The sequence below is a fragment of the Paenibacillus sp. EKM301P genome, from assembly GCF_011800295.1.
Taxonomy (GTDB): domain Bacteria; phylum Bacillota; class Bacilli; order Paenibacillales; family Paenibacillaceae; genus Paenibacillus; species Paenibacillus polymyxa.
Map to the genome: position 1 here is coordinate 621,738 of NZ_JAALFM010000003.1, position 23,287 is coordinate 645,024.

Consider the following 23,287-nt stretch of genomic DNA (forward strand, 5'->3'; position numbering starts at 1 on the left):
TTTTAGCACCTGAAACGTCTCTTACCTATCTATTTCCTCTCTGTTACGAGCCTATCCCCTGTTCAGGTTATAGCGGATCATTCATTTAGGCCTCATCACAATGGAATGCTTTCAGTTCCGTATTCATCAAGACACCGTATTAGCATCTGTTGATATTCGCTGATTTGCTCCGCTGTCGCTGACCCGCGCAGTGATTCGAACAATACTGTACATTTCTTGAAATTTCGATCGTTACCCGACTGATCGGCTAATTGCATCGCCTGCACAGTAAGTCCCACTGCATCCTGTAATCGGCCATACTTCCGATAGTACAAGGCCAAGTAATAGCAGTAGCTATAATAGTAAGATATGTTCTCTGCGTCTTCATAACTCTCGAATTCATTAATCTGCTCTGCAAACGTATGTAAAATATCTGCCACATCCAAATGATACATAAGCGCTGCCTGTAATATGGTATTGAGCCCCGGTAATATTTCCTCTAGATTATCCTGCAAAAAGGCTACGTACTCCTCGATCAGCCCTATATTGCCAGACAAAATATTCACTGCATATAAATTAGTTTTGGCTAAAAACCTGAATTCCTCGACAACTTGATTGTCTTCTTCCTCTAAATCCTCCATCCACCCTAGCTCAGCATACTTATAGATGCACTCCCTTGCCTGCTCATATGCACCCTGGTGCTGGTGAGCCATTCCGCACATCAGGTGACTGAGCCCAAAATAATATACCAACGGACGTTCTAGATTCACATGCGGGATGGGTAATTTCATTGCTTTATGATACTGCCGCTCTTCGTAGATACGCTGGACACATTGATACAAAATATCCGCCGTCTCCATCACCTTTTTCCAATTTTCAAAAGCCACAGCCATCTCCAAAATTTCAACAATGATGTCCGGTTTGAGTGATTTCAGGATAGAAGTTTCCAAGAGTAGCCTCTCCTCATATTCCCATGTACAGCCAATTGTATAGAAATTGGAATAGGAGGTCAATATAAAAAGTACTTAAGAGTACAATTTTAAGTGTTTTTATTTTGCATAAGATGGTCTGTAACGATATTCTCTCCTCTTCTAACCTTAAGTGGAGGTGATCACATGAGTTTACCAGAAAGTGTCGGAAACCGGATACGGGAGCTAAGAAAGGCTAAAGGATGGACACAGGAACAACTGGCAGAAGCCGCAGGACTTCATTACAGTTATATTGGCGGAGTTGAACGTGGAGATCGAAATATTTCATTGGAGACGTTGGAAAAAATTATTTTAGCGCTAAAAGTTCCAGCCTTTGAACTTTTTCAATTCGATGAACCTACGGATCGAAAACAAATCATAAATGAACTTATGTTACTCATAAATTCAAGAGAAACACCAGAACTCGAAATTCTTACTACTATTACTAAAAACATTGTTGGTTTAGTTGAGTTACAGCATAAAAAGATTTGAACTATTCCCTTCTACCTGACTTTTACACTTCATCTTCCATAAGCTTGTTATGAGGTGGTTAATATAACAAAATTACGAAATTCGGTTGGGGAAAGAATTAGAGCAATTCGGAAGGCTAAGGGATTAACACAGCAACAACTTGCGGAGCTTTCAGGATTAGATGATGCATATATCGGATCACTAGAGCGTGGCGAAAGGAACTTTTCGATTGATACCCTGGAGAAAGTGCTAACCGCCTTAAACGTGTCTATCAGTGAATTAATGCTTTCCAAAGAACATATGACTACAGACGAAATGATTCGGCAAGAGGCGATAGATGAGTTTGTTGCGCTCACCAGCAGATTAAATAAAGAACAAATCGGGATTCTTAGACGTGTTAGTAAAGAAATTTCACGCGCGTTCGACTAGGTCATTCCACCCTAAAAAGCCTAAAATAAAACCAAAAAAGAGCACCGCACAGGTGCCCTCATAAATCTCCATAAAAATACTCAAGCGTACAACATAAAAAAGCTCACTTCATGCCCCAGTTGCTTCAGATAATTGTAGATCTGCGAACGGTGATGGAACACATGGGTCACAGTCTCAATCTGCCATTGAACCTGCAAATGCCCATGCTCCATATAAAAGGCCTTTGTCGAACGATTCAGATAATCGTCTTCACTAAGCGAAAGAATGTAAGCCTTATATGCCTCAAAATTCTGCCTAAAAGTCTCAGCCAAGCGCTCGGGATCTTCCACTCCGGAGAGGCTATTTTCAATGCTTCCTACTTCTGCCTCGGACTTCTCCTGCATAATCGCAAGATCCGAAGCTGGAATAAGCACAAAGTGGTGCACTAACTCCAGCAATGAGCGGAAATTGTCCTGTGGGCGAAAGCTCCAATCCTCTGGACGTATTTTACGAATCAAAGCTTCCCCTGTCCGTACTCCAGTCTCCAACTCATTCAGCAGATGATTGCGAACTTGCAGTGTTCCACTCATATTCTCATCTCTCCTTTGCCATTCTTCTTCCTATTTTGAGTATAGCCGAGGGTTCCGAACGTGTATTGTAAAAATCGGACAACTTCCGAAAGTCCTTAGCCGCAGTAAGCGGGGAAGCTCCATAAAATCTGCGAAAAACACGGATTAGATGCGCTTGGTCAAAAAAGTTATGCTTCAATGCCAACTCCATCGAATCGACAGAATCACCATTCTGAATACTGTGCAGAACGCTCTGGAAGCGGACGACTTCACTGAACTTTTTGGGGCTGATCCCGATCCATTGTCCAAATTTGCGGTTGAGCTGTCTTTCACTGATCGCCTCGCGCTCGGCAAGCTCCTTAACCCCCACACTCCCGCCGCTCACAAAGATGCGATGCAGCAGATTTTTCATCAGGTCACAATCGCTTGTCCTACGACGCAGTAGAAGCTGGTTGAGATACTGATCCATTATGCGCACCCGTTCATTAAAGTCTCGTGCCTCCAAAATGCGCTCACCTATGATCTCGACATTCTCGGGCCATATCTCTTCCAAGCGATAATTACCGCCTGTAAACAAATGAGTCGGCATGCCGTGAAAATAGTGTGCTCCACCGGGAAAAAATCGCACTGCAAAAATACGTGTTTCGGACCCTGCTTGTCTGGTAGACACGAACGGATTCGTAAATGTCCCACAGTATGAGAGTTCCTGACGCTTACCCACCGGGTCGTATTCTAATAGAATATCCGTACAACCATCAGGTAATACCCGGTCCACTGCCTCTTCTTCCTCCAGCCAGCCTAATGAAGCTTCGCCTCTATCCGATACTGCCACATTCCGTTCGGAAACTTCTCTAGTAGCTGGACCCGACTCCCAATAGCAGGCTACGTAAGCTCTCAGCGCAGCAGACGGCTTTTGTTCAATATAATATGCATAGGGATCACTTCCATTGACCTGAAGCGGACGAAACAGTGAATGCAGCAAAGGGTCCATCCAACGTTCACTCCTGTCTCAGTACGTGGTGGGGATATATACAAAAAGGACGTTTCTGCCCGAAACGCCCGTGCTTGTTGTTTAGACGACCAAAAACTCTGCTTTTTTCTCACATTCCTTGCACTTCACTGGAGGGTCCCAATCCGAAAATTTCGTTTCTTTGAGATCGACGACATCCGGTGCATCCTCGTATTCATCGACGAACATATCAATTGCCAGTTCCACATGCTCTTTACATACCACGTACATTCCAGTTGCATCCCTTTCCGTTTGAAGCTCTTCCTGTTGTAGGTGTGTCAAAACCGCCTTCTTTTGTTCTACCACACTTGACGCGGAAAGGAAAGGGCTTGCCCACTATCCCTGACGTTTGGTCTTAAAAATGAGGAAATTACTGACGTTCAGGTCTTCACGGAAATGGGGATATTTCTCAAGCATATCAGCAGACGGCTTCGGTTCGATCATCCCTTCCAACAACAAACCCGACTCCACAATGGCCTGTACATAGCTGCCTAGCGTACGGTGAAAATACAAAAGCTTTTCCTCCTGATCATAAGGAATCGCTTGCTCCAAAGGGCCTTCGTTGAAATATTGATCTACTTTCCAATACAGCTTTTTCCCTGTCTCATCCTTCACCCACCCACTCTGCGGCGTCAGGAAACATGGATGCAGAATAGAAAAAATAAAGCGGCCTCCTGGAACTAATAATCGCCGCATTTCGGCAATCGCCTGCTCATAATGAGCCAAGTCCTGTATGACCATATTGGACACGATCAGATCAAAGCTCTGGTCCCCGAACATCTCCAGCTTCTCCAGATTGCCATGGTGATATGTAATTCCCAACGCTGATGGTGTTCGCTCTTTGGCTAGCCTCAGCATCTCTGTCGAGTAATCGACAGCCTCCACCAAAGCACCCGCCCTGGCCATTTTCCGGCTCAGATAACCTTCGCCACAGCCGGCATCCAGCACCCTTTTGCCTGCGATCAGTCCCATACACTCTTGCAAAGCAGGATTTAGCAGCACTTCACGAGACCGATCCCCTTCTTCAGTGTACTTAGCAGTAAAATTTTCTGCATGCATATTCCAGCGTCGAATGGCCTCTTCGGTGTTCCATGTCCCCATATTTAGCTCCATCTCCCTTCCGTACTCATTAGCCCTTTGCGAATCCATCTTTCGCGTAGGGTCATAGATTCTACACTCATTTCTGTATTTTTTCAATAATAACGCTTACAATTGTAAAATAACTAATTCACACATGATTTTTACTTGAATTATGCAGGTATTCCATATTGCATTAGTATGATAGTGTTTTATTAGAAAGCGCTTTCAAAAATAACTTTGTAAAGGGGCCTGTTATGTTAAAACGAAGACCCATTTCATTGCTGTCGTTGACGCTTGCCATCACCCTATTGTTATCCACGTTCGCATCCGTTGCCGCTGCTGCTGAAACGGACGGACAAGCACAGCCAGCTGCTGCCACAAGCAATATGCAGTCATATGTGGAAGCCATGCAGCCTGGATGGAATTTAGGAAATTCGCTGGATGCTGTCGGGACAGATGAGACCGCCTGGGGCAATCCGCGCATTACCCAAGCTTTGATCCAGCAAATTGCTGCCCAAGGGTACAAAAGTATTCGGATTCCCGTCACCTGGGATAAGCATATTGGAGCCGCACCCCATTATACCGTTGAATCTACTTACATGAACCGTGTGGAAGAGGTTGTTCGCTGGGCACTGGATGCCAATCTGTACGTCATGATCAATGTCCATCATGATTCATGGACGTGGGTAAGCAGTATGGAGCCCAAGCATGATGAAGTGTTAGCACGCTATAACGCATTATGGACACAAATTGCCGACCGCTTTAAAAATCAGCCCAACAAGTTGATGTTTGAAAGTATTAACGAGCCCCGGTTTTCTGAAGGGGGAACCACGGATGAAGCGAAAATGAATCAGATGCTTCATGAGCTAAATGTATCCTTCCACAAAATCGTTCGCGCCTCCGGTGGTAAGAATGCCACTCGTCCCCTTGTTCTGCCTGGATTAGATACTTCACCTGCTCAGGCCAAAATCAACGAACTGTATAACACGATAACCAAGCTGAACGATCCCAACCTGATTGCAACCGTTCACTATTATGGCTTTTGGCCTTTCAGTGTAAACATTGCCGGGAATACAACATTTGATAAAGCTGCCCAAAACGATATTGTTCAAACCTTTGATAATGTCTATAACACCTTTGTAGCCAAGGGAATCCCGGTTATTGTCGGTGAATATGGCCTGCTCGGTTTTGATAAACATACAGGTGTTATTGAACAGGGCGAAAAGCTGAAGTTTTTTGAATTTTTGACTTATTACATGAAAGAGAAGAAAGTAACAGGCATGCTCTGGGATAACGGCCAGCATTTGAATCGGGGCACTTACAAGTGGTCTGATCCTGAACTCTTTAATGTCATTAAGGCCAGCCTGAAAGGACGTTCCTCCAATGCAGCTAGTGATCTCATTCACTTGAAGAAAGGCTCTTCTGTTCAGGATACCAAGATCACTCTAAACCTGAACGGCAACCAGTTGAAATCGCTCAATGCCAACAGCAAGCAGCTGAAACAGGGCACCGACTATACGCTGAGTGGAGATACATTAACCTTCAAAGCCAGCTTGCTCACCAGCCTAATTACTTCCGGTAAATATGGTGAGAATGCCGTCATTACCGCCAAGTTTAATAAGGGGGCAGATTGGAATTTTAGAGTCGTCGTGTATGATACACCGAAATTAAGTGCCGTCGAAGGGACTACACAAGCCTTTACCATTCCAACAGACTTCCGTGGTAGCCAGCTTGCGACGATGGAAGCCGTGTATACGAATGGAGGCAATGCCGGTCCACAGGATTGGACACCTTATAAAGAGTTTGGCAATACTTTTGCCCCTGCCTATGATACGAATGGCATCAAGCTGTTGCCTGAATTTTTCAACAGTGTGAAGGATGGTGAAGTCACGTTGAAGTTCCACTTCTGGAGCGGCGATGTAGTGACATACAAAATCACCAAGAGCGGAACCCGCGTGACGGGTACGACATCTTAATCCAAGGCACTGCAGAAATCAAAAAAAAGGCGTTCCCGGAAATAAGCCGGAGAGCGCCTTCTTTATAGTTAAGTCTATCATTCAACCTTAGCCTTCCGGCTTATCTGTTAATTTTAACGTCACTGACTCTTCCTTGCCTGCCCGGTAAAAGGTAACTTTCAGCTCATCGCCAATCTTCTTGTTATCGTACAGGTAGCGACGCAAATCAAGCGTAGAGTTAATCGGTTCGCTATCAAACGCTGTAATGACATCGTTCAGCTTCAAGCCGCCCTCCTTGGCAGGACCATGGGCCTCCAGAACAACGGCTCCATCCTTGACGCTGTCAGGCAGCTTGAGTTCCTTGCGCTGAGTTTCATCCAGCGGTGCATATTCATTATTGAGGTCCACCGTGTACACCCCCAAATAAGGGCGGGTAATCTTGCCATCCTCAACCAGTTCATTCACCGTCTTCATTACCTCATTGGCAGGAATGGCGAAGCCCAGTCCTTCAACACCTGTATCGGCGATTTTCATCGTATTGATGCCAATCACCCGTCCGTCCAGATCGACCAGCGCTCCGCCGCTGTTTCCTTCATTAATCGCCGCATCAGTCTGAATCACATGCTGTTCCCAGTCATATACACCATCCTGATTAATGGAGATCGGAATGATGCGATTCGTATAGCTCACAATGCCGGAGGTCAGGGTGTCTCCCAATCCGAGCGGGTTGCCAATCGCAATGACCGTCTCGCCCAGACGAAGTTTGTTGGAGTCCCCGATATCCGCCACTGTGCTAATGCCTTTATCATCAACGGCCAGTACGGCGATATCACTAATGCGATCCTTTCCGACCAGCTTCGCCTCTTTTCTGACACCGTCTACGGTTACAATATCCAGATCATCCGATCCTTCAATGACATGGTTGTTTGTCATAATAAAGGCTTTGCCTGAGCTCACACGGAAAATGACGCCCGATCCAAGCGCGGATTGTTCCGTACTTTTACCGTCTTCCCCCTTCAGGTTTACGATGCTGACGACGGCTGGGCGTACCTTGGCTGCCGCCTGCACAATCCGATCATACGGATCGCCCGCTGCTTGCCGCAAGGGATAATGACTTGCTCCGGTTACCGCTGTAGTGGAGGGCAGACCTGTAACAAAGCTGAACAGCAGCACGGAAACCACTGCACTCACCGCACCGCTAATGACAGCAGCCTGCACCGGACTTACCCGACGATTCCTGTGCGGCCAACGTCCTCGTCCTCCGCGACGCGCCTTAAATGCCGTTTTTTTAGCCGCACGTGTGGACACCTTCGTTGAATAAAAATCATCATCAAACAAGCCCATGCTAATCCTCTCCCCTTCGTTGTCATGCACCGACACTCACTAAAAAATTAGGGCTATTCGGGCTTGCGCCAACCTATGCTACAGAGAACCTGCTCCGTTGAACATCTCAAATGGATTGAATATCCCCTACCATCGGAATTCAGCAACTAATCGTTCCGGTCTACTTATTAATCACCACAAATGGAACCTTCCTAAGCAACCAAATCTCATAAATTAGCATACACGCCGAATCTGACCCCGAATAGAGGAAAAAAGAGGAATGATTTCCAAACCAATGGACTACAATAGTAACAAGTCTTCTATTCTATTACAAAATGATCGTCTCATAGAGACGTTCTGGCTTGTTCCCGTCCGCTTAAAGCAGCCTATACTTTCGATGAGAGCCTTCCTTCAGAAAGCTTTCTGTTGTTAGCTTTATTGTATCACAGCACTTGGCAAAACCACAGGCAGAACCAAGCTTATTGCACGCCATTTTAAAAATATTTTTACAGGAGGAATATAGGATGAATTCCCATCGTTCCGCTATGGATGAAGTTCGCATGGCAGCCAAGCTTGCGGATTTGAAAGACGAGCACTACCGTAATACACTGGCGCTAAGTACATTGATTGAGCTACTGGTGGACAAAGGCATAGTGACCCGTGAAGAGGTCGAGCGCAAAGCCGCCGAGTTGGACAGCTTTATGGCTCACTTACCTTATCCCAAGGTGTAGGACGATCATAATACGTATCACACAATCGAAACTCACTATCCTTGTAAAAACAGCCGCGGTCTTCCATTGCCCCGCGTACGGTCAGCTTCGCAAGCTCCATCATATTGTGGTCGCGGCTCAAATGTGCCAGATACGTCCGCTTTGTCCGTCCGGTCAACAGCTCGCTAAGAATCGCACCTGCCATCTCATTGGATAAGTGGCCGATATCACTGAGTATACGGCGCTTGATGTTCCAAGGATAGCGGCCCATACGCAGCATTTCTACATCATGGTTAGCCTCTAGCACCAATACATCTGCATCTGATATCGCTTGTTTTACCTTATCGCTGACATAGCCGAGATCGGTCGCTACGCTAAGCTTCTCTGCCCCATCATAAAAGCTGTATCCTACGGGCTCAGCCGCATCATGGGAGATGCCAAAAGACTCTACACGCAATGACTCAAATTCCCGTGTCGCGCCTGTCTCCAATATTCTGCGGTTATCATCCGCGATTTGCCCAACAGCGTTGCTGATGGCAAACCATGTCTTCTCGTTAGCATATATAGGTAAATTATATTTACGCGCCATGGCGCCTAGTCCTTTAACATGATCGGAATGCTCATGCGTGACCAAAATACCATCCAACTCTTCTCCGCTCAGATCGCGTTCTTTCAGCAATTCGTCAATACGCTTTGCGCTGAGACCTGCATCGATGAGCAATGTCGTGTCTTCGTTCCGTACAACGGTAGCGTTGCCGGTCGAACCGCTCGACAGCACGGTAAAAGAAATCCCCATATCTGTTCAAGACCCTTCTGTATGTTCTGTCTTTGGACTAATGACATCTCCGTTCATCTGTACATAATACACGCCTTTTCCGTTGTCCAGCATAAACCGCCACACCGGAGCAGCCACCTGGCTATCGGAGTTAAAGGTCTGTCCGTAATATCCGAGCCGGATATCCTTCACTACGGAGTCACGCGGCAAATAGCCATCGATCAGCCTCGCCAAGGCTTTGGACGCAGGCAGCATTTTCTTTGCCTCATCCGAGGGCTGGAGCTCCACTTGAATTTTGCGATACCCTGTAATCTTCTGATTGCTGTAAAACAGAGCTAGCTTCACATTAAAGAGCGGCCACTTGCCCTGTACCAACGGATGCAGTACAAAAGCATCTGCCTGTCCGGATACGAACTCCTCCTGGACATCCAGCGGATCATACTGATAGCTATCGATATCCTTGATTTGCGGCTCCAAAGCCTCCACTAGCGCATCATGAGTGAATACCAGCTTGCTGTCCACCGGTCTCAGCAGCTGCACAAGTTCATCTTTCTCTCCACTATGGACATAGGTGTAAGACAGCTTGGGCAGCTGCGGGGTATCTCCGGGAATCGGAGCCAGCACCTGAATGCTTTTCTCTTCCATTAAACGCTGCGTGTTTTCATCCAGTGAAGTAAAATCCAGATTCGGCCCGGCCGTTTCCTGCGCATCATGCCACAGTTGATAACCCAATACCACATTGAGCAGCAAAAATGTACAGATCAGTACGTTTTTAGCGCGGCTCCAATCCATTCCCGTTCCCCCTTCCTATTATCACTTTGTCTCTTGGTCTGACTTTTTTAATGTTGTATTGGATGCTGTCGTTACAGGAACAGCATGAATCTCTGCAACAGAACCGTCGCTGAACGTAACACGCCACTCTGGGATGAGCTTCAATCCGTCATTGATCAGCTCTGGCTGATATACAGGAGTTAGATCTCTAATCGACTTGCCGTCGCCTACCGTTTGCAGTTGCTTCTCCAAGGTCTCACCACCTGGCAGCATCACTTTCTTCGAGGATTGCTCCCCACCCTTGAGATACAGCAACGAACGATCATAGACAGATGCCGTTTCCTGCTGGATTTGCAAGGAGATCGTACCAAAGCGGAACGATGGCGTGTCCAGCACCGGATAAGCGCCATAATACTGCTGGAACATCACACTTGTGCGATTTTCATCGCTGCTTCTCAATTTCATCTGATACGCAGCATCCCAACCGCCATGCTGATTTACAAAATCAACTGCGGCCAACACGTCCCTAATTGGGCTGCTTCCATCCGCTCCCGGTGCACTAGGATCGGTATAGCTCATCCAACGTTGATCCTGCTTGATCTGTAAGCTACGCTTGCTATCTGTATAAATCTGGGAACCATCTTTTTCCTGAATATTGCGCGTAATGCCCGGATCGAAAAATAAATTCCGCTGCATCTGTTCTGTCGTAAACAACCCGGCATATACCACAGGCTGTACAGTCTCCAGGTCATCCACGGGAATGTAATACTGATTATTCACCAGCTTGTACAACGGGGCATTTTTTCCAAAATTCACATGCTGCCGAATGTCTTCTACCGTCATATCGAACTGGTTCGCCTCATACACCACATCACCTCTGGCACTGAAAAAGAGTGCGTGCGGCTTGGCATTCTTTTCGTCGATATAGATCCAGATGCGGTTAATCGTCTCCCCCTGAAATACTGAATCCGGCGTCAGACGCATGACCCGCTCCAGTAATGAAACCGGAACCCCGCCGGAAAATGATAATTCGATCCCCTCATTCTCACTGCGAATCCGTGCCCAGTCCGCTGACTGGATACTCCGACGTTGGAAATTGTTAAAGCTTCGGCTTTCCAGCCGTGTATAAATCAAATCGTAAAAAGTAACCCCCGGATAAAAAACGGTATGTTTCTTCTCACCTTGATGAATTAGCATCCTATCAGGGAATACAAGATTTTCAATCTTTTTCTCCTGCCCCATGCTTTCAGTTTTGACATAGTTCGTTTCTGAAGTGAGTACAGAATCACTGCCCGGAAGACGGTAGATCAAAAAATAAGTCTGAACCAGACTGGAAGCCACCAGCAAAACAAGCGTCCAGGACTTCAAACGTTCCTTCACTGTGCTTCCCTCCCTTCACCCGACATAGGTAGCGTAAAGGTTGTACAAGTTCCCTGACCATATTCAGACTCCAGGAAAATCTGACCTCCATGGGCCTTTACAATTTCCCGGGCAATCGACAGCCCCAGTCCTGTGCCACCCATATTGCGCGATCTCGCTTTGTCCACACGATAAAACCGTTCAAAAATCCGGTCCAGATCTTTTTTGGGAATACCAATTCCGGTATCCTGCACCGAAATAGCCAGCATCCCCTCATGGTTGCGGCGAGCCTCGATCCGAATACTTCCACCTTCCGGCGTATATTTCAACGCATTGGACATCAAATTGTCCAGCACTTGATCAATCTGATCGCGGTCGATCACGACCTTGCCAATCCCCTGCTCTACGAACATGCCTGAGCGAATGTGTTTTTGCTTCATTTGAAAAGAAAACCGATCCGCGACCTCATCCAGCATCTCCATCACATCGGCAGGCTGCATCCGCAGAGGCGCCTCATTGGAATCGAGCCGCGACAGATGCAGCAAATCCGTAACCAGCCGGATCATACGCTCCGTCTCGTTACGGATGACACCTACAAAACGCTCTGCGAGCTGCGGCTCAGCCATCGCGCCGTCATCCAGCGCTTCAGCGTAGCTACGGATCGTCGTCAGCGGTGTGCGCAGCTCATGAGATACATTAGCGACGAATTCCCGCCGCGTCGTCTCCATCTCCTCCTGCTCCGTCACGTCCTGAAGCACAGCAATCGTGCCCGTAATGCCAAATTCCCGCCGATGAATGGGTGTAAAGGTCACGCGGATGACGATGGGTTCATCCTGACCGGCCGGCTCCAGCTGCAAGAGCGTAGAAGCGGACGATCCGCTGTACAGGGCCTCGGTTTCCTCCGGGTCGATCCCCAGCAGTACCGCGATATGTCTACCGGTCATTTCATTCTCATTCACGCCCAGCATGGCGCTGGCCCGGCGGTTGACCAGAATGACCCGGCCATGATCGTCGGTAGCGACCACACCGTCGCTCATATTGGTCAAGATGGAGGAGAGCTTTTCCTTCTCCTCCTCATTCTGCGACAGAGCCTCACGTAGACGTCCTGTCATATAGTTAAAGGCCACGCTCAGCCTGCCGATTTCATCTTCGCCAAACACTGGCATCTGCTGGTCAAACTTGCCCTCAGCGACCTCCGTCGCATGCCGTGTCATCACTTTGATTGGATGCGTAATCGTGTGGGCCAACACCACGCCCAGCACAGCCGTCAACGCGAGCGCAATCAGCATACCTGAGAGAAACACATTGTTAATGCGTTTCATCGTATCGTACAGCTCAGCCATGGAAGCAGCGATGTACACAGCACCGACGATTTTGCCTTGGCTGATGACAGGCTTGGCGACGACCTTCTTGCGGACGTTATCTTCGTCCACCATATATTCCTCGTTATCACGGATTCCTTGGAGTGCGCGGCTAACCACTGTCTGCGTATTTTTACGTCCGACATAGTCAGCATGAGAGCCTTGAGAAGTAATCAGTACTTTGCCACTGGCATCCAGCACCTGAATTTCCGCGCCGCTGAAATCAAACAAGTTATTCACGCGTGCACGCAGACTTTCGACGCTATCTTCCTCCATTTTGCCATCACTGCCACTCAGATCCTGCTCCGCCAGCACGGACAGCATCTCCGCCCGTGCTTGCAAATCCTGCGTAAAATTACTCGTCAACGAGTTCTTCATCGAGCTGACAAAATAGACTCCAATCAACTGCATGGCCACCAAGATTAGCAGCACATAGATAATAATCAGCTTGGCATGAATGGTGCGAAAGAAGGACAGCCATCTCATGCCCGCAGGCCACCTTTGCCCCCGCTAACGATATATCCGAGGCCACGCCGTGTCAGGATCGTCTCCGGCTTGCTCGGGTTCTCCTCAATCTTCTCGCGCAGTCGCCGGATCGTCACGTCTACCGTCCGCACATCCCCGTAGTACTCAAATCCCCATACCGCTTGAAGCAAATGCTCGCGAGTCATGACCTTGCCTGCATTTTTCGCCATATAATACAGGAGCTCATACTCGCGGTGCGTCAGGTCAAGTGGAGTTCCGTTTTTATAGGCTGTATACATATCCGCATCAAAAAAGAGATCGCCTACGCGTAGCCCCTGCTTATCCTCCTGTGGGCGGCTTTCCGGCGTGCCTGCTACGCCGCGTTGCTGTCTACGCATCTGTGCCTTTACCCGTGCCAGCAATTCGCGTGTGCTGAACGGCTTCGTAACATAATCGTCCGCACCCAGCTCCAGCCCTAGCACTTTGTCGATTTCCCCATCCTTCGCAGTCAGCATAATAATTGGCGTCTGAAGCTGATGTCCGCGCACCTCGCGGCATACGTCCATACCGTCCATGCCCGGCAGCATCAGGTCCAGCAAAATCAGGTCTGGCTGTTGCTTAACCGCGATATCCACCGCACTGATTCCATCAAAGGCGCAAATGACCTCGTAGCCCTCTTTTTCCAAATTAAATTTCAAAATATCAGCGATAGGTTGTTCATCATCCACTACTAGAATCGTCCCTTGCATACAGCGTTCACCTCTTCTCACGGATCATCATCTATTATTAACTTTCGTTTGTCAGTACCCATAAGATGCTTATTCTATTCTATCATACCCGTACGCTATTCCATTACTTTTCCAGACCCTTTTCTTTACGCAGAAAAAACCATGCCTGCACCTGGCTGTTAAGCATGCAGAAAACATGGTCTTTCTCCTTGATCCTCATCGAATCACATAACTCTCGATTTAAACATCCAATCTATCTTAAATACGTCATTGGATTTTGTGGCGTATTATTTTTGCGAATCTCAAAGTGAACATGTGTGCCTGTGGAACGTCCGGTGCTTCCCATGATACCAATCGCTTCACCTTGCTGAACAACCTGTCCCACATGGACACCAATACTGTTCAAATGCCCGTATACTGTTTGATAGCCGTTGCGATGATCAATCATAATGACATTACCGTAGCCATTCTGCTGACCGGCAAATGTGACGACACCTTCATCTGAAGCTTGAATCGTATGATCGCCGACCAAGTCAACACCTTCATGCATACGTCCCCAACGTCCTCCAAAGCTGCTCGTCATGATTGCACCCGCAGTCGGCCAGGCAAATTGGCCCGAGCCTTCCCCCTCGACTTTCGTTCCTCTCAGAACCACCTCGGTAACAGACGGCTGTAACACCTTTTGACCGAGCCATTCCTCTTGCACGACCTCACCGTTCTCCTTGGTCAAACGGTAGTCCATCTCTTTAAGACCTGCTTGTCCCGGTCTGACGACTTTCGTAACTCCTGCCTTCAATTCATCGCTCTGGCGAATCTCTACTTCAGGCTCGATAGCAATCTGCTCGACGACCTTTTCTACCGTTCGTACCGTAACAGGTACCTTGGGAGCCGTGACCTTTAACTCGTCCCCAATTTGCAAATACAACTCACGCAGACCGGGATTGTTCTGCTTAATCTCCCAAGCCGTCGTATCGAACTTCGTAGCAATCGACGACAAAGAATCGCCTTCTTGCACCGTATAGGTTGTAGGAGCTTCACGTCCCTCGGTCAGTACTTTAACCGCTTCTTCCTCCGTCAGCACCTTGTTCGGATCTGCTTTCACAGGCTCATACGCAATCTTTTCACGGATACTGGCAGACTCCAGCCATGCTTTAGGCGCCTTCGTGCTTGCGCTAGCATGACTACTCCCCACGGATGTTTTGCGAACCAGCCCCTTAATGCCTGTCGCCGTACCTTCACCCGCAGGTGTGTATTTCTTCTGCACTTGCTTTAAAGCCGCTTGTGCAGTCGCTTTGTCCTTTACAATGCCAACCATCTGTCCGTTGACCTTCATTTCTACTCCTTTGGCATAGGCAGTCAGCATGCCATCCAGCTTCTTCAACGTGGCTGCGCTATCGATATCTGCCTTATATGCCTTTTCCGTGCTCGTCGTGACCGCGCTCGTATTGAGCACCATTTGCACGTCAGGATACTTGTCTTTATACTGTTTGCTCTTCGTTGTGTACAGTTGCTTAAGCTGTTGTTCATTCAGGATACTGCCGACCTCAACGCCTTTAACATACACTTTATAATAAGGAACCGTATTGGCACCAACATACTGATTGCTAGCAAAAATAAGACCGCCAACAATCACAATGCCGCCTGCCGTCCAACTTAACCATCTTTTCCGTCCGTTCCACCATGTTGCTATTTTCCCTGCTTTATCGGCAGAATTGCTTTCAACACTTGAATTCCCATTCCTGTGGTCTGGTGATAACTTCCCCTTAGAAACCTCCATGGTTCTCTCCTTTTCAGCATATCCTATCTCTATTAAATGCGTTCATTATTGTCCTTTTACATGATAAAAGTAGCCGTTTTACAAGCTTATCTATGATAATAGTCGCTATCTAGTATTGCATAGTTACGTAAAAGGTTTCAAAAATTTAACCTTTTCACAACACAGTTTACTTTAACATAGCTTTTACAAAGAATTCAACTGCACTCCAATTACTTCCTAGCACGCAAAAAAATCCGCGCCCGGCGCGGATTCTACAGTCCTGTTTTGAGCATTAACATTGCCCATACATTTATGCGTTTTATTTATGCATTATTTAAGCATACCCATCAATTTGTTATATTCCTCTTTGGTCAAATACTTCGCAAGCACCTGCTGAATATCTTGCAGCTCCTGCTCGGTGAGACCGCCTTCCATCGCAGCTGATATTTTCTGCATCTCTTCTGGCGGAAGTTTATTCATAAGAATCGTAAAAATCTCCTGTTTCTGAGCCGCCGGTAAATTGTTCTTTTTCTCCGTCAGATGGTCGGGCGTAATGACCAAATCATGGCCTTCGATACTCGTTTCAGGTGTAGCTGTACCTTCTGCCTGCTGACGCGGCTCGCTGTCTGGTGTTCCCGCCGACGTGGTCCCTTCCTGAGATCCCTTGTCATTGGATGCACCACCTGTCTTATTTCCGCTTTCTTCTAAGCCCTGTCCCATGACAGGCAAAGCATTATCAGGCGGTGTTACACTTCCAGAGTCGCTCCCTGTCGTCTTGCTCTTCCCTGTACCTGTACTTTGATCAGTACCAGCGCTGCCTTTTAGCCAGCCCCATCCCCATATCGGCTGATGATCGAGCTGAATGTTAAATTGCCGTAATAGCGATTGAACATAAGCATTCACGACCACACCGGTCACTGCCAGTGTCAGCGCGCTGACCAGCACCACCGTCATTCCTTTTTTAAGCAGCCATCCAAGCCACCTCATATCCCGTTACCTCCTTATACGCATCTTGCCATGTGTACATCATGAAGTGCATATAGACCAGTATTGACGAGATATGACGATTTTTAACCCTTGGAATATGTAAAACTAGCACCAACACATCCATATAAAAAAGAAGAGGGAGGCATGAATTACCTCTCTCCCCTTGATTTAGCAGGAATAGCTATACTTTCGAACAGGCATGATGCCTTCATAGAATCATACGGATGTCTTACAAATAAATCGGAAGCACTTGGTTCGTTTGATCGCGGTTACGACCAACCGAGAAAATAGCGATTGGAATACCTGTCAACTCGGATACGCGTTGTACGTAATGGCGGGTAGTCTCCGGCAGTTCCTCCAGCGTCTTCACGCCAGTAATGTCTTCGTTCCAGCCTGGCATTTCCTCATATACCGCCTCGCACTCTGCCAGCATTTTCAGGCTAGCTGGATAATGCGTGATGATCTCGCCGCGGTATTTGTAGCCTGTACAGATCTTAACTGTTTTCAGGCCTGTCAATACGTCCAGCGAGTTCAGGGAAAGACCAGTTAATCCACTAACACGACGGGCATGGCGCACAACAACGCTGTCAAACCAGCCTACGCGGCGAGGACGACCTGTAACCGTACCGTACTCATGGCCTGTTTCACGAATGTAATCGCCGACTTCATCGTGTAGTTCCGTTGGGAAAGGTCCATCCCCTACACGAGTTGTGTACGATTTAGCTACACCGATCACTTGTTGAATTTTGGATGGGCCTACACCAGAACCGATACATACGCCGCCAGCCGACGGGTTAGAGGACGTAACGTATGGATACGTACCTTGGTCGATATCGAGCATAACGCCTTGTGCACCTTCAAACAACACCTTACGATTGGCGTCAATTGCATCGTTCAGCACAACAGACGTATCCGCTACATAAGGACGAATAAACTCAGCATATTCCAGATACTGTTTCAATATTTCTTCAACATCCAGCGGCTCGCCGCCGTATACTTGCTCAATCACTTGATTCTTTTCCTTCGTTAGATGGCGCAGTTTCTTTTCGAATTCTTCTGCTTCCAGCAAATCAGCAATACGAATACCGTTACGAGCAGCTTTATCCATATAAGCAGGGCCAATCCCTTTACGGGTAGTACCAATTTTGTTAGGACCTTTGCGGTCTTCTTCCAGCACGTCCAACGTCATATGGTAAGGCATAATGACATGTGCGCGGTCACTAATGACCAAATTTTTCGTGGAAAATCCATTATCATGAATATAAGTAATTTCTTCAATAAGAGCGGCTGGATTCACTACCATGCCGTTGCCAATAACACACTTTTTATCTTCATAAAAAACGCCGGATGGAATCAGGCTCAGCTTATACTTTTTACCGTCAATGAGAATCGTATGACCAGCATTGTTTCCGCCTTGGTAACGGGCCACTACTTCAGCGCTTTCCGCCAGATAGTCCGTGATTTTACCTTTGCCTTCGTCTCCCCATTGTGTCCCCACAACGACTACAGTTGACATGTTTCATTCCTCCGTGGAGTGCCCACAGACACTCTGATTTTGAGCTGACGCGCTAACACATATCTGGCTTCAACCGCCTCAGCGGGCAGGTATGGAGCGTTCTCGGACAGCAGGAAAAAACGTCCGTCGCAGACATTCCGTAAGTTCGGAAAGTCCCGGGCGTAATGATCTCCCACTGCGTTGAAGCAGCACTATAAGTGTACCAGTACCATTTTTCAAAGTCAAATAAAAAGCGAACATTATATTACATGAAAATAGTATTGTTCGTAATTGAGAGTTTCAATCGTTCTATGAAAATATATGAATTCTATAAAAAAGGCTCTCTCGTAATCGCGATACCCGCGTCGAAAGAGCCTTTTCTAATCATACTAATATATTAACCGGCGAACGCATCCGAATGGGCACGCTCGTAATTAGCGAATTTATTATAATTTTTGAGAAATACCAGCTCTACCGTACCGACCGGGCCGTTACGCTGCTTGGCAATGATAATTTCAATAATATTTTTCTTTTCTGTTTCCTGATTATAATAATCATCCCGGTACAGAAACGCAACGATGTCAGCATCCTGCTCAATGGAACCCGATTCCCGCAAGTCACTCATCATGGGCCGCTTATCTTGACGCTGCTCCACACCCCGGCTCAGCTGGGAAAGGGCAATTACAGGCACTTCAAGCTCACGGGCAATTTGTTTCAATGTCCGTGAAATTTCGGATACCTCCTGCTGCCGGTTCTCGCCCGCTTTGCCACGTCCGTGAATGAGCTGCAAGTAGTCAATAACGATCATACCCAGTCCCTTTTCCGCCTTGAGACGGCGGCATTTGGCACGGATATCAGCCACAGTGATGCCGGGCGTATCATCGATATAGATTTCCGCCTCTGACAAGGCTGCAATGCCCATCGTCAGCTTCGCCCAATCGTCGTCGCCTTTAAATTCACCTGTCCGCATGACGTTCGCGTCCAAGTTAGCCTCGGCACAGATCATCCGCTGCACGAGCTGAGCCGCCGACATCTCCAGACTGAAGATGGCAACCGTCTCTTTTGCCCGTACTGCAACGTTTTGTGCAATATTCAGGGCGAATGCCGTTTTACCTACAGATGGACGGGCAGCCACAATGATCAGGTCATTGCGCTGGAAACCCGCCGTCATCTTGTCCAGGTCAACGAATCCGGACGGAATTCCGGTCGTGTTTCCCTTGTTCTGATGCAGCAATTCAACGCGGTCGAACACTTCCATCACGACATCACGGATGGCGATAAAACCACTGCCTGAGCGCCCGTTGGAGATTTCCATAATCTTGCGCTCAGCATCACTCAGCATACCGGCGACATCCTCGCCACTGCTATAGCCTTCGCTCACAATCTGTGTAGCTGCACGAATCAAGCGACGAAGCATCGCTTTTTCTTCAATGATCTGGGCATAGTAATCCACGTTAGCCGCTGTTGGCACCCCGTGAGCCAGCTTCGCCAGATAACTGACACCGCCGATATCCTCCAGCTGACCTTTGTCCTGAATTTTCGAGGTCAGCGTAACCAAGTCAATCGGCTGTCCGGATTCACCCAGCTCAATCATTGCTTCGTAAATCATTTGATGAGCTTTATCGTAAAAGTCCTCGGTCTGCACCCGCTCCATTGCGGTAATCAGTGCTTCAGACTGAAGCAAAATAGACCCAATAACCGCCTGTTCAGCCTCCAGATTTTGCGGAGGAATCCGATCAAAAAATTCGCCGCCCATAATTATTCTTCAGTCACCTGTACTTTCAGCGTAGCTTTGACCTCAGGATGAAGCTTGACGGTCATTTGAGTCACGCCCAACGTACGAATCGGTTCTTCCAGCTCGATTTTGCGTTTGTCCAGCTTGATGCCTGTTTTAGCAACAGCCTCTGCGATTTGCTTGCTTGTAATCGCGCCGAACAGACGTCCGCCTTCTCCAGCCTTTGCTTTGAGCTGAATTGTAGTCTCTTCCAGCTTTTTGCCGAGTACTTGTGCCTCTTCCTTTTCCTCTTGCTTGCGTTTCTCCTCAGCAGCATTTTGGTTTTCCAGCGTCTTCATATTTCCTTCCGTTGCTGGACGGGCAATCCCACGCGGCAACAGAAAATTCGCTGCATAACCGTCGGATACTTCCTTAACCTGCCCCTTCTTACCTTGGCCCTTCATATCTTTAATGAATATTACTTTCATTCAAATAACCCCTCTTCCCCATCAATTTCGGCCAGTACGTCGACCACTCTGCGCTTAGCTTCCTCCAGCGAGCAATCCAGCTGAACCGCCGCATTCGTCAGATGTCCTCCGCCGCCTAGCCGTTCCATGACGACCTGTACGTTCATGCGTCCGAGTGATCGGGCGCTGATCCCCACCAGGCCGTCAGGACGTTCACTGACCACAAAGGAGGCCAGTACATCCGTCATATTGAGTAATGAATCCGCCACCTGAGCAATCAGGAGCTGCGGTATTTTTTGTCCGGGCTCGGTCACCGCAATTGCGATATGCCCATATATCATTTTAGCATGCTTAATAATTTCCGCCTTAGCAATATATTCATCCAGGTCCTCTTTTAACATGCGCTGGATCATCACTGTATCTGCTCCACTACGTCTTAAGAAGCCAGCTGCCTCAAACGTGCGTGAGCCTGTATGCAGGGAGAAATGCTTGGTATCCACCGTAATCCCCGCCAGCAGTGATGTTGCCTCCAGCGGTGTCAGCTGGACCTTTTCATGGATATATTGCAGCAGCTCAGTCACCAGTTCACAGGCCGATGACGCGTATGGCTCCAAATAGATCAGAACAGAATCATTAATAAATTCCTCGCCCCGACGGTGATGATCCACAACCACCACCCGGCTGGCCGTCTGCACCAGACGCGGCTCAATCGTCATTGACGCCTTGTGCGTATCCACCACAACCAGCAGGCTATGCTCGGTCATCACCTGAAGCGACTGCTCCGGTGTCATGAGCGCTTGCGACAGCTTCTCATCCTTGTTTACCTGCTCCATCATTCGGTCAATAGACGGATTGGATTTGTCCAGTACGATATGGGCCTCTACATTGTAAAGTGCCGCAGCCTTCCACACACCGATAGCTGCTCCTATTGCATCCATGTCCGGTATTTTGTGTCCCATAATCAGCACACGGTCGCTCTCCTGCATCAGATCACGCAACGCATGCGCAATGACTCGGGCACGCACCCTGGTACGCTTCTCGACAGCATTGGACTTGCCTCCGTAAAAGGACAGGCGCTGTCCCGCTTTCACTGCTGCCTGATCTCCCCCACGTCCAAGCGCCATATCTAGACTGGATTGAGCTAGTTCGCCCAGCTCCTTGATACTCTCTGCGCCGAAAGACAAGCCAATGCTCAATGTCATCGGTACTTTCAAATCTGCTGTCATTTCCCGCACGGTATCCAAAATGACGAATCGGCTTTGCTCCAGCTCCTGGAGTGCTTTATGATTCAGCATAATAAGATAACGCTCAGATGACAACCGGCGCAAATAAATATTATATTGATTGGCCCAAGACGTAATCTCGCTGGAAACCTTCGCAATAAGCGCGGTACGCTGCTGATCGTCCATTCCCTGAGCAGCCTCGTCCATATTATCAAGCATGACAATACCAAGCGCTAACCGCTCGTTCTCATACTGCTTGCGCAGTACCGCGAGCTCCGTCACTTCATACAAATATATCAGACGCTCATCAGGCACGATTAGAAACTGATAATGACGCTCATCATGCTGTAATTCCACCTTTAGTTCACGAGCAGACTCTTTCGTTTCCTTTTTAGTGCTTAGAGCGTTTGCGAGTTGAGGAAACAAATCTTGAAGGGGCTCTCCAATCAACGATTGCTCCTCGAACATCTCACTGGCAAAGCGATTGTGCCATTCTACCGTCCGATTTTCACTGTATAAAATGATACCGAACGGCAGTGTACTGATTGCTTCTCCCTCCACCCGCTTGATCCGGAAGGAAAGGCCACTGATATATTGATTCAGTTCCCGACGGAAATCCAGCTCCGTCTTCAGCATCAATCCGCCGAGCAAGAATGATAGCAGCAGTCCTATCACACCCAGTTCCCAGTTGTACATGGAAATACATATGACAAGCACCAGCAGCAGTAAAAACGCCCAGACCGTCTGATAGCCGTGCCAGCGTTTTTGTAGAAATTTAGGCATGACTGTTCACCCTATTTCTTTGATCTTGTAATAGCTTCACGCAGCGGAAAGGCCAAATCAATAATACCTATAATGCGGAGCGGCTGGAACACCAGAACGACGAGCGACAGCAGCAACGCAATCACTGGGCTCATTTTACGGCTATGCGTCCAGAAGTATACAAAACCAATTGTCTGGATAATAAAACATGCATGGATCAGCGGTAGCATACTAATAGAAACCGTTTGAATCCAGCTGCTATCGGAGGAATCCGCTATCCATCCAATTACAATTGCCAGCAGATAGTACCAGATCAGCGTGCGTGGTAGCATCCACTCGCGGGCAGGCTTCATTTTACGTACCGGCACATCGAGACTGCTCAATGCTGGACGTGCCAAAGCATGTGTGATCACTGCCAGTATAAACGAGCTGACGATCATCACATATGGAACTTTACCAATCAGCATTGTACCGAGTTTCTGCGTATCTTCAGCTGTCCAGCTCATATTCGCAAACATCGGATTCGCACTTAAAATCTGCTGTACAATACTGGCCGATATCTCAGCCTGATCCCGAAGGGACTGCGAAAGATCAAACCCGAAGGAATACGTAGCGATAAACAGTACAAACAACAATTCGGCTAAAATAATGCCCGTTCCGGTCATCAACGCCTGAAAAGCAGATCCTCCCTTTTTATATATCCGTCCCATCAATATAGAAGGAATCAGAAAGTAAATCGCAGGAAGCAGCGAATACACATCGAGTAGCGCTATAATTAAAAGCACCGGTATGACGTGAACCAGAAATCCTTTGAAAGGCAGCGATGAAAACAATACAGCGCCAGGCACAATCAGAAAAAATACGGTAATAATTCTAAATGGTGTCAATAGAGTCAGCAGCAGAAGCAAATAAATAACGCTCCATGCTACAGTGGCCAAGCGGAATTTCAACG

22 protein-coding genes are annotated in these 23,287 nt (G+C 47.8%); 4 read left to right on the plus strand and 18 right to left on the minus strand.

The window, feature by feature from the left end; all coding sequences use genetic code 11:
- Window positions 1-95: 95 nt before the first annotated feature.
- The gene (locus HFD99_RS11050; protein ID WP_167440900.1) at window positions 96-929 is read right to left on the minus strand and encodes a DNA-binding protein; all 834 of its coding nucleotides are present in this window, start codon (window positions 927-929) and stop codon (window positions 96-98) included.
- 165 nt (window positions 930-1,094) lie between these two features.
- Here HFD99_RS11050 and HFD99_RS11055 point away from each other — a divergent pair, with 165 nt between their 5' ends.
- A complete protein-coding gene (locus HFD99_RS11055) occupies window positions 1,095-1,439 on the plus strand; it encodes a helix-turn-helix domain-containing protein (protein WP_167440901.1) in 345 nt (114 codons plus the stop codon).
- 54 nt (window positions 1,440-1,493) lie between these two features.
- On the plus strand, window positions 1,494-1,847 hold the full coding sequence (locus tag HFD99_RS11060; protein WP_123797857.1) for a helix-turn-helix domain-containing protein: 354 nt from the start codon (window positions 1,494-1,496) through the stop codon (window positions 1,845-1,847).
- A gap of 80 nt (window positions 1,848-1,927) precedes the next feature.
- Here HFD99_RS11060 and HFD99_RS11065 read toward each other — a convergent pair whose 3' ends face one another.
- From HFD99_RS11065 to HFD99_RS11080, 4 genes are all read right to left on the minus strand, one after another.
- Window positions 1,928-2,416: a DinB family protein gene (locus HFD99_RS11065; RefSeq protein WP_123797858.1), complete on the minus strand. Its 489-nt coding sequence runs from the start codon at window positions 2,414-2,416 to the stop codon at window positions 1,928-1,930.
- A 4-nt stretch (window positions 2,417-2,420) separates the two neighbouring features.
- Complete coding sequence (locus HFD99_RS11070) at window positions 2,421-3,386, minus strand: helix-turn-helix domain-containing protein (RefSeq protein WP_123797859.1); 966 nt, start codon at window positions 3,384-3,386, stop codon at window positions 2,421-2,423.
- Between the two features lie 81 nt (window positions 3,387-3,467).
- Window positions 3,468-3,635 (minus strand): CxxH/CxxC protein, encoded by a 168-nt coding sequence (locus HFD99_RS11075; RefSeq protein ID WP_013373879.1) that lies wholly within the window; start codon window positions 3,633-3,635, stop codon window positions 3,468-3,470.
- A 105-nt stretch (window positions 3,636-3,740) separates the two neighbouring features.
- Window positions 3,741-4,505: a class I SAM-dependent methyltransferase gene (locus HFD99_RS11080; protein ID WP_123797860.1), complete on the minus strand. Its 765-nt coding sequence runs from the start codon at window positions 4,503-4,505 to the stop codon at window positions 3,741-3,743.
- Between the two features lie 233 nt (window positions 4,506-4,738).
- Between HFD99_RS11080 and HFD99_RS11085 the strand changes: the two genes are divergently transcribed.
- Complete coding sequence (locus HFD99_RS11085; RefSeq protein ID WP_123797861.1) at window positions 4,739-6,460, plus strand: cellulase family glycosylhydrolase; 1,722 nt, start codon at window positions 4,739-4,741, stop codon at window positions 6,458-6,460.
- Between the two features lie 87 nt (window positions 6,461-6,547).
- Here HFD99_RS11085 and HFD99_RS11090 read toward each other — a convergent pair whose 3' ends face one another.
- On the minus strand, window positions 6,548-7,783 hold the full coding sequence (locus tag HFD99_RS11090) for a S1C family serine protease (RefSeq protein WP_025366251.1): 1,236 nt from the start codon (window positions 7,781-7,783) through the stop codon (window positions 6,548-6,550).
- 503 nt (window positions 7,784-8,286) lie between these two features.
- Between HFD99_RS11090 and HFD99_RS11095 the strand changes: the two genes are divergently transcribed.
- Window positions 8,287-8,493, plus strand: coding sequence for a hypothetical protein (locus HFD99_RS11095; RefSeq protein ID WP_013373883.1), 207 nt, complete (start codon window positions 8,287-8,289; stop codon window positions 8,491-8,493).
- Here HFD99_RS11095 and HFD99_RS11100 read toward each other — a convergent pair.
- The 12 genes from HFD99_RS11100 to HFD99_RS11155 form a co-directional block, all read right to left on the minus strand.
- The gene (locus HFD99_RS11100) at window positions 8,462-9,268 is read right to left on the minus strand and encodes an MBL fold metallo-hydrolase (protein WP_016822471.1); all 807 of its coding nucleotides are present in this window, start codon (window positions 9,266-9,268) and stop codon (window positions 8,462-8,464) included. The two genes, HFD99_RS11095 and HFD99_RS11100, sit on opposite strands and share 32 nt — an antisense overlap.
- A 6-nt stretch (window positions 9,269-9,274) precedes the next feature.
- Complete coding sequence (gene yycI / locus HFD99_RS11105; protein WP_016822470.1) at window positions 9,275-10,039, minus strand: two-component system regulatory protein YycI; 765 nt, start codon at window positions 10,037-10,039, stop codon at window positions 9,275-9,277.
- A gap of 21 nt (window positions 10,040-10,060) precedes the next feature.
- Window positions 10,061-11,398: a YycH family regulatory protein gene (locus HFD99_RS11110; RefSeq protein WP_019689082.1), complete on the minus strand. Its 1,338-nt coding sequence runs from the start codon at window positions 11,396-11,398 to the stop codon at window positions 10,061-10,063.
- On the minus strand, window positions 11,395-13,224 hold the full coding sequence (gene walK, locus HFD99_RS11115) for a cell wall metabolism sensor histidine kinase WalK (protein WP_025366252.1): 1,830 nt from the start codon (window positions 13,222-13,224) through the stop codon (window positions 11,395-11,397). Before walK ends, HFD99_RS11110 begins: the two co-directional genes overlap by 4 nt.
- The gene (gene yycF / locus HFD99_RS11120; RefSeq protein ID WP_013373888.1) at window positions 13,221-13,952 is read right to left on the minus strand and encodes a response regulator YycF; all 732 of its coding nucleotides are present in this window, start codon (window positions 13,950-13,952) and stop codon (window positions 13,221-13,223) included. The genes walK and yycF overlap by 4 nt, the downstream gene beginning before the upstream one ends.
- Window positions 13,953-14,184: 232 nt before the next feature.
- Window positions 14,185-15,708 carry a M23 family metallopeptidase gene (locus HFD99_RS11125; RefSeq protein WP_123797862.1) on the minus strand — a complete coding sequence of 508 codons (1,524 nt, stop codon included), beginning with the start codon at window positions 15,706-15,708 and terminating at the stop codon, window positions 14,185-14,187.
- Window positions 15,709-16,017: 309 nt separating this feature from the next.
- The gene (locus HFD99_RS11130; RefSeq protein ID WP_025366254.1) at window positions 16,018-16,674 is read right to left on the minus strand and encodes a hypothetical protein; all 657 of its coding nucleotides are present in this window, start codon (window positions 16,672-16,674) and stop codon (window positions 16,018-16,020) included.
- Window positions 16,675-16,903: 229 nt separating this feature from the next.
- The gene (locus tag HFD99_RS11135; RefSeq protein WP_016822464.1) at window positions 16,904-18,190 is read right to left on the minus strand and encodes an adenylosuccinate synthase; all 1,287 of its coding nucleotides are present in this window, start codon (window positions 18,188-18,190) and stop codon (window positions 16,904-16,906) included.
- A gap of 376 nt (window positions 18,191-18,566) precedes the next feature.
- Window positions 18,567-19,925 (minus strand): replicative DNA helicase, encoded by a 1,359-nt coding sequence (gene dnaB, locus HFD99_RS11140; RefSeq protein WP_013373892.1) that lies wholly within the window; start codon window positions 19,923-19,925, stop codon window positions 18,567-18,569.
- 2 nt (window positions 19,926-19,927) lie between these two features.
- Window positions 19,928-20,371 carry a 50S ribosomal protein L9 gene (gene rplI, locus HFD99_RS11145; protein WP_016822463.1) on the minus strand — a complete coding sequence of 148 codons (444 nt, stop codon included), beginning with the start codon at window positions 20,369-20,371 and terminating at the stop codon, window positions 19,928-19,930.
- Window positions 20,368-22,356, minus strand: coding sequence for a DHH family phosphoesterase (locus HFD99_RS11150; RefSeq protein WP_016822462.1), 1,989 nt, complete (start codon window positions 22,354-22,356; stop codon window positions 20,368-20,370). Before HFD99_RS11150 ends, rplI begins: the two co-directional genes overlap by 4 nt.
- An 11-nt stretch (window positions 22,357-22,367) precedes the next feature.
- Entirely contained in the window at window positions 22,368-23,285 is a 918-nt protein-coding gene (locus HFD99_RS11155) for a DUF2232 domain-containing protein (protein ID WP_016822461.1), read from the minus strand.
- Window positions 23,286-23,287 lie beyond the last annotated feature (2 nt).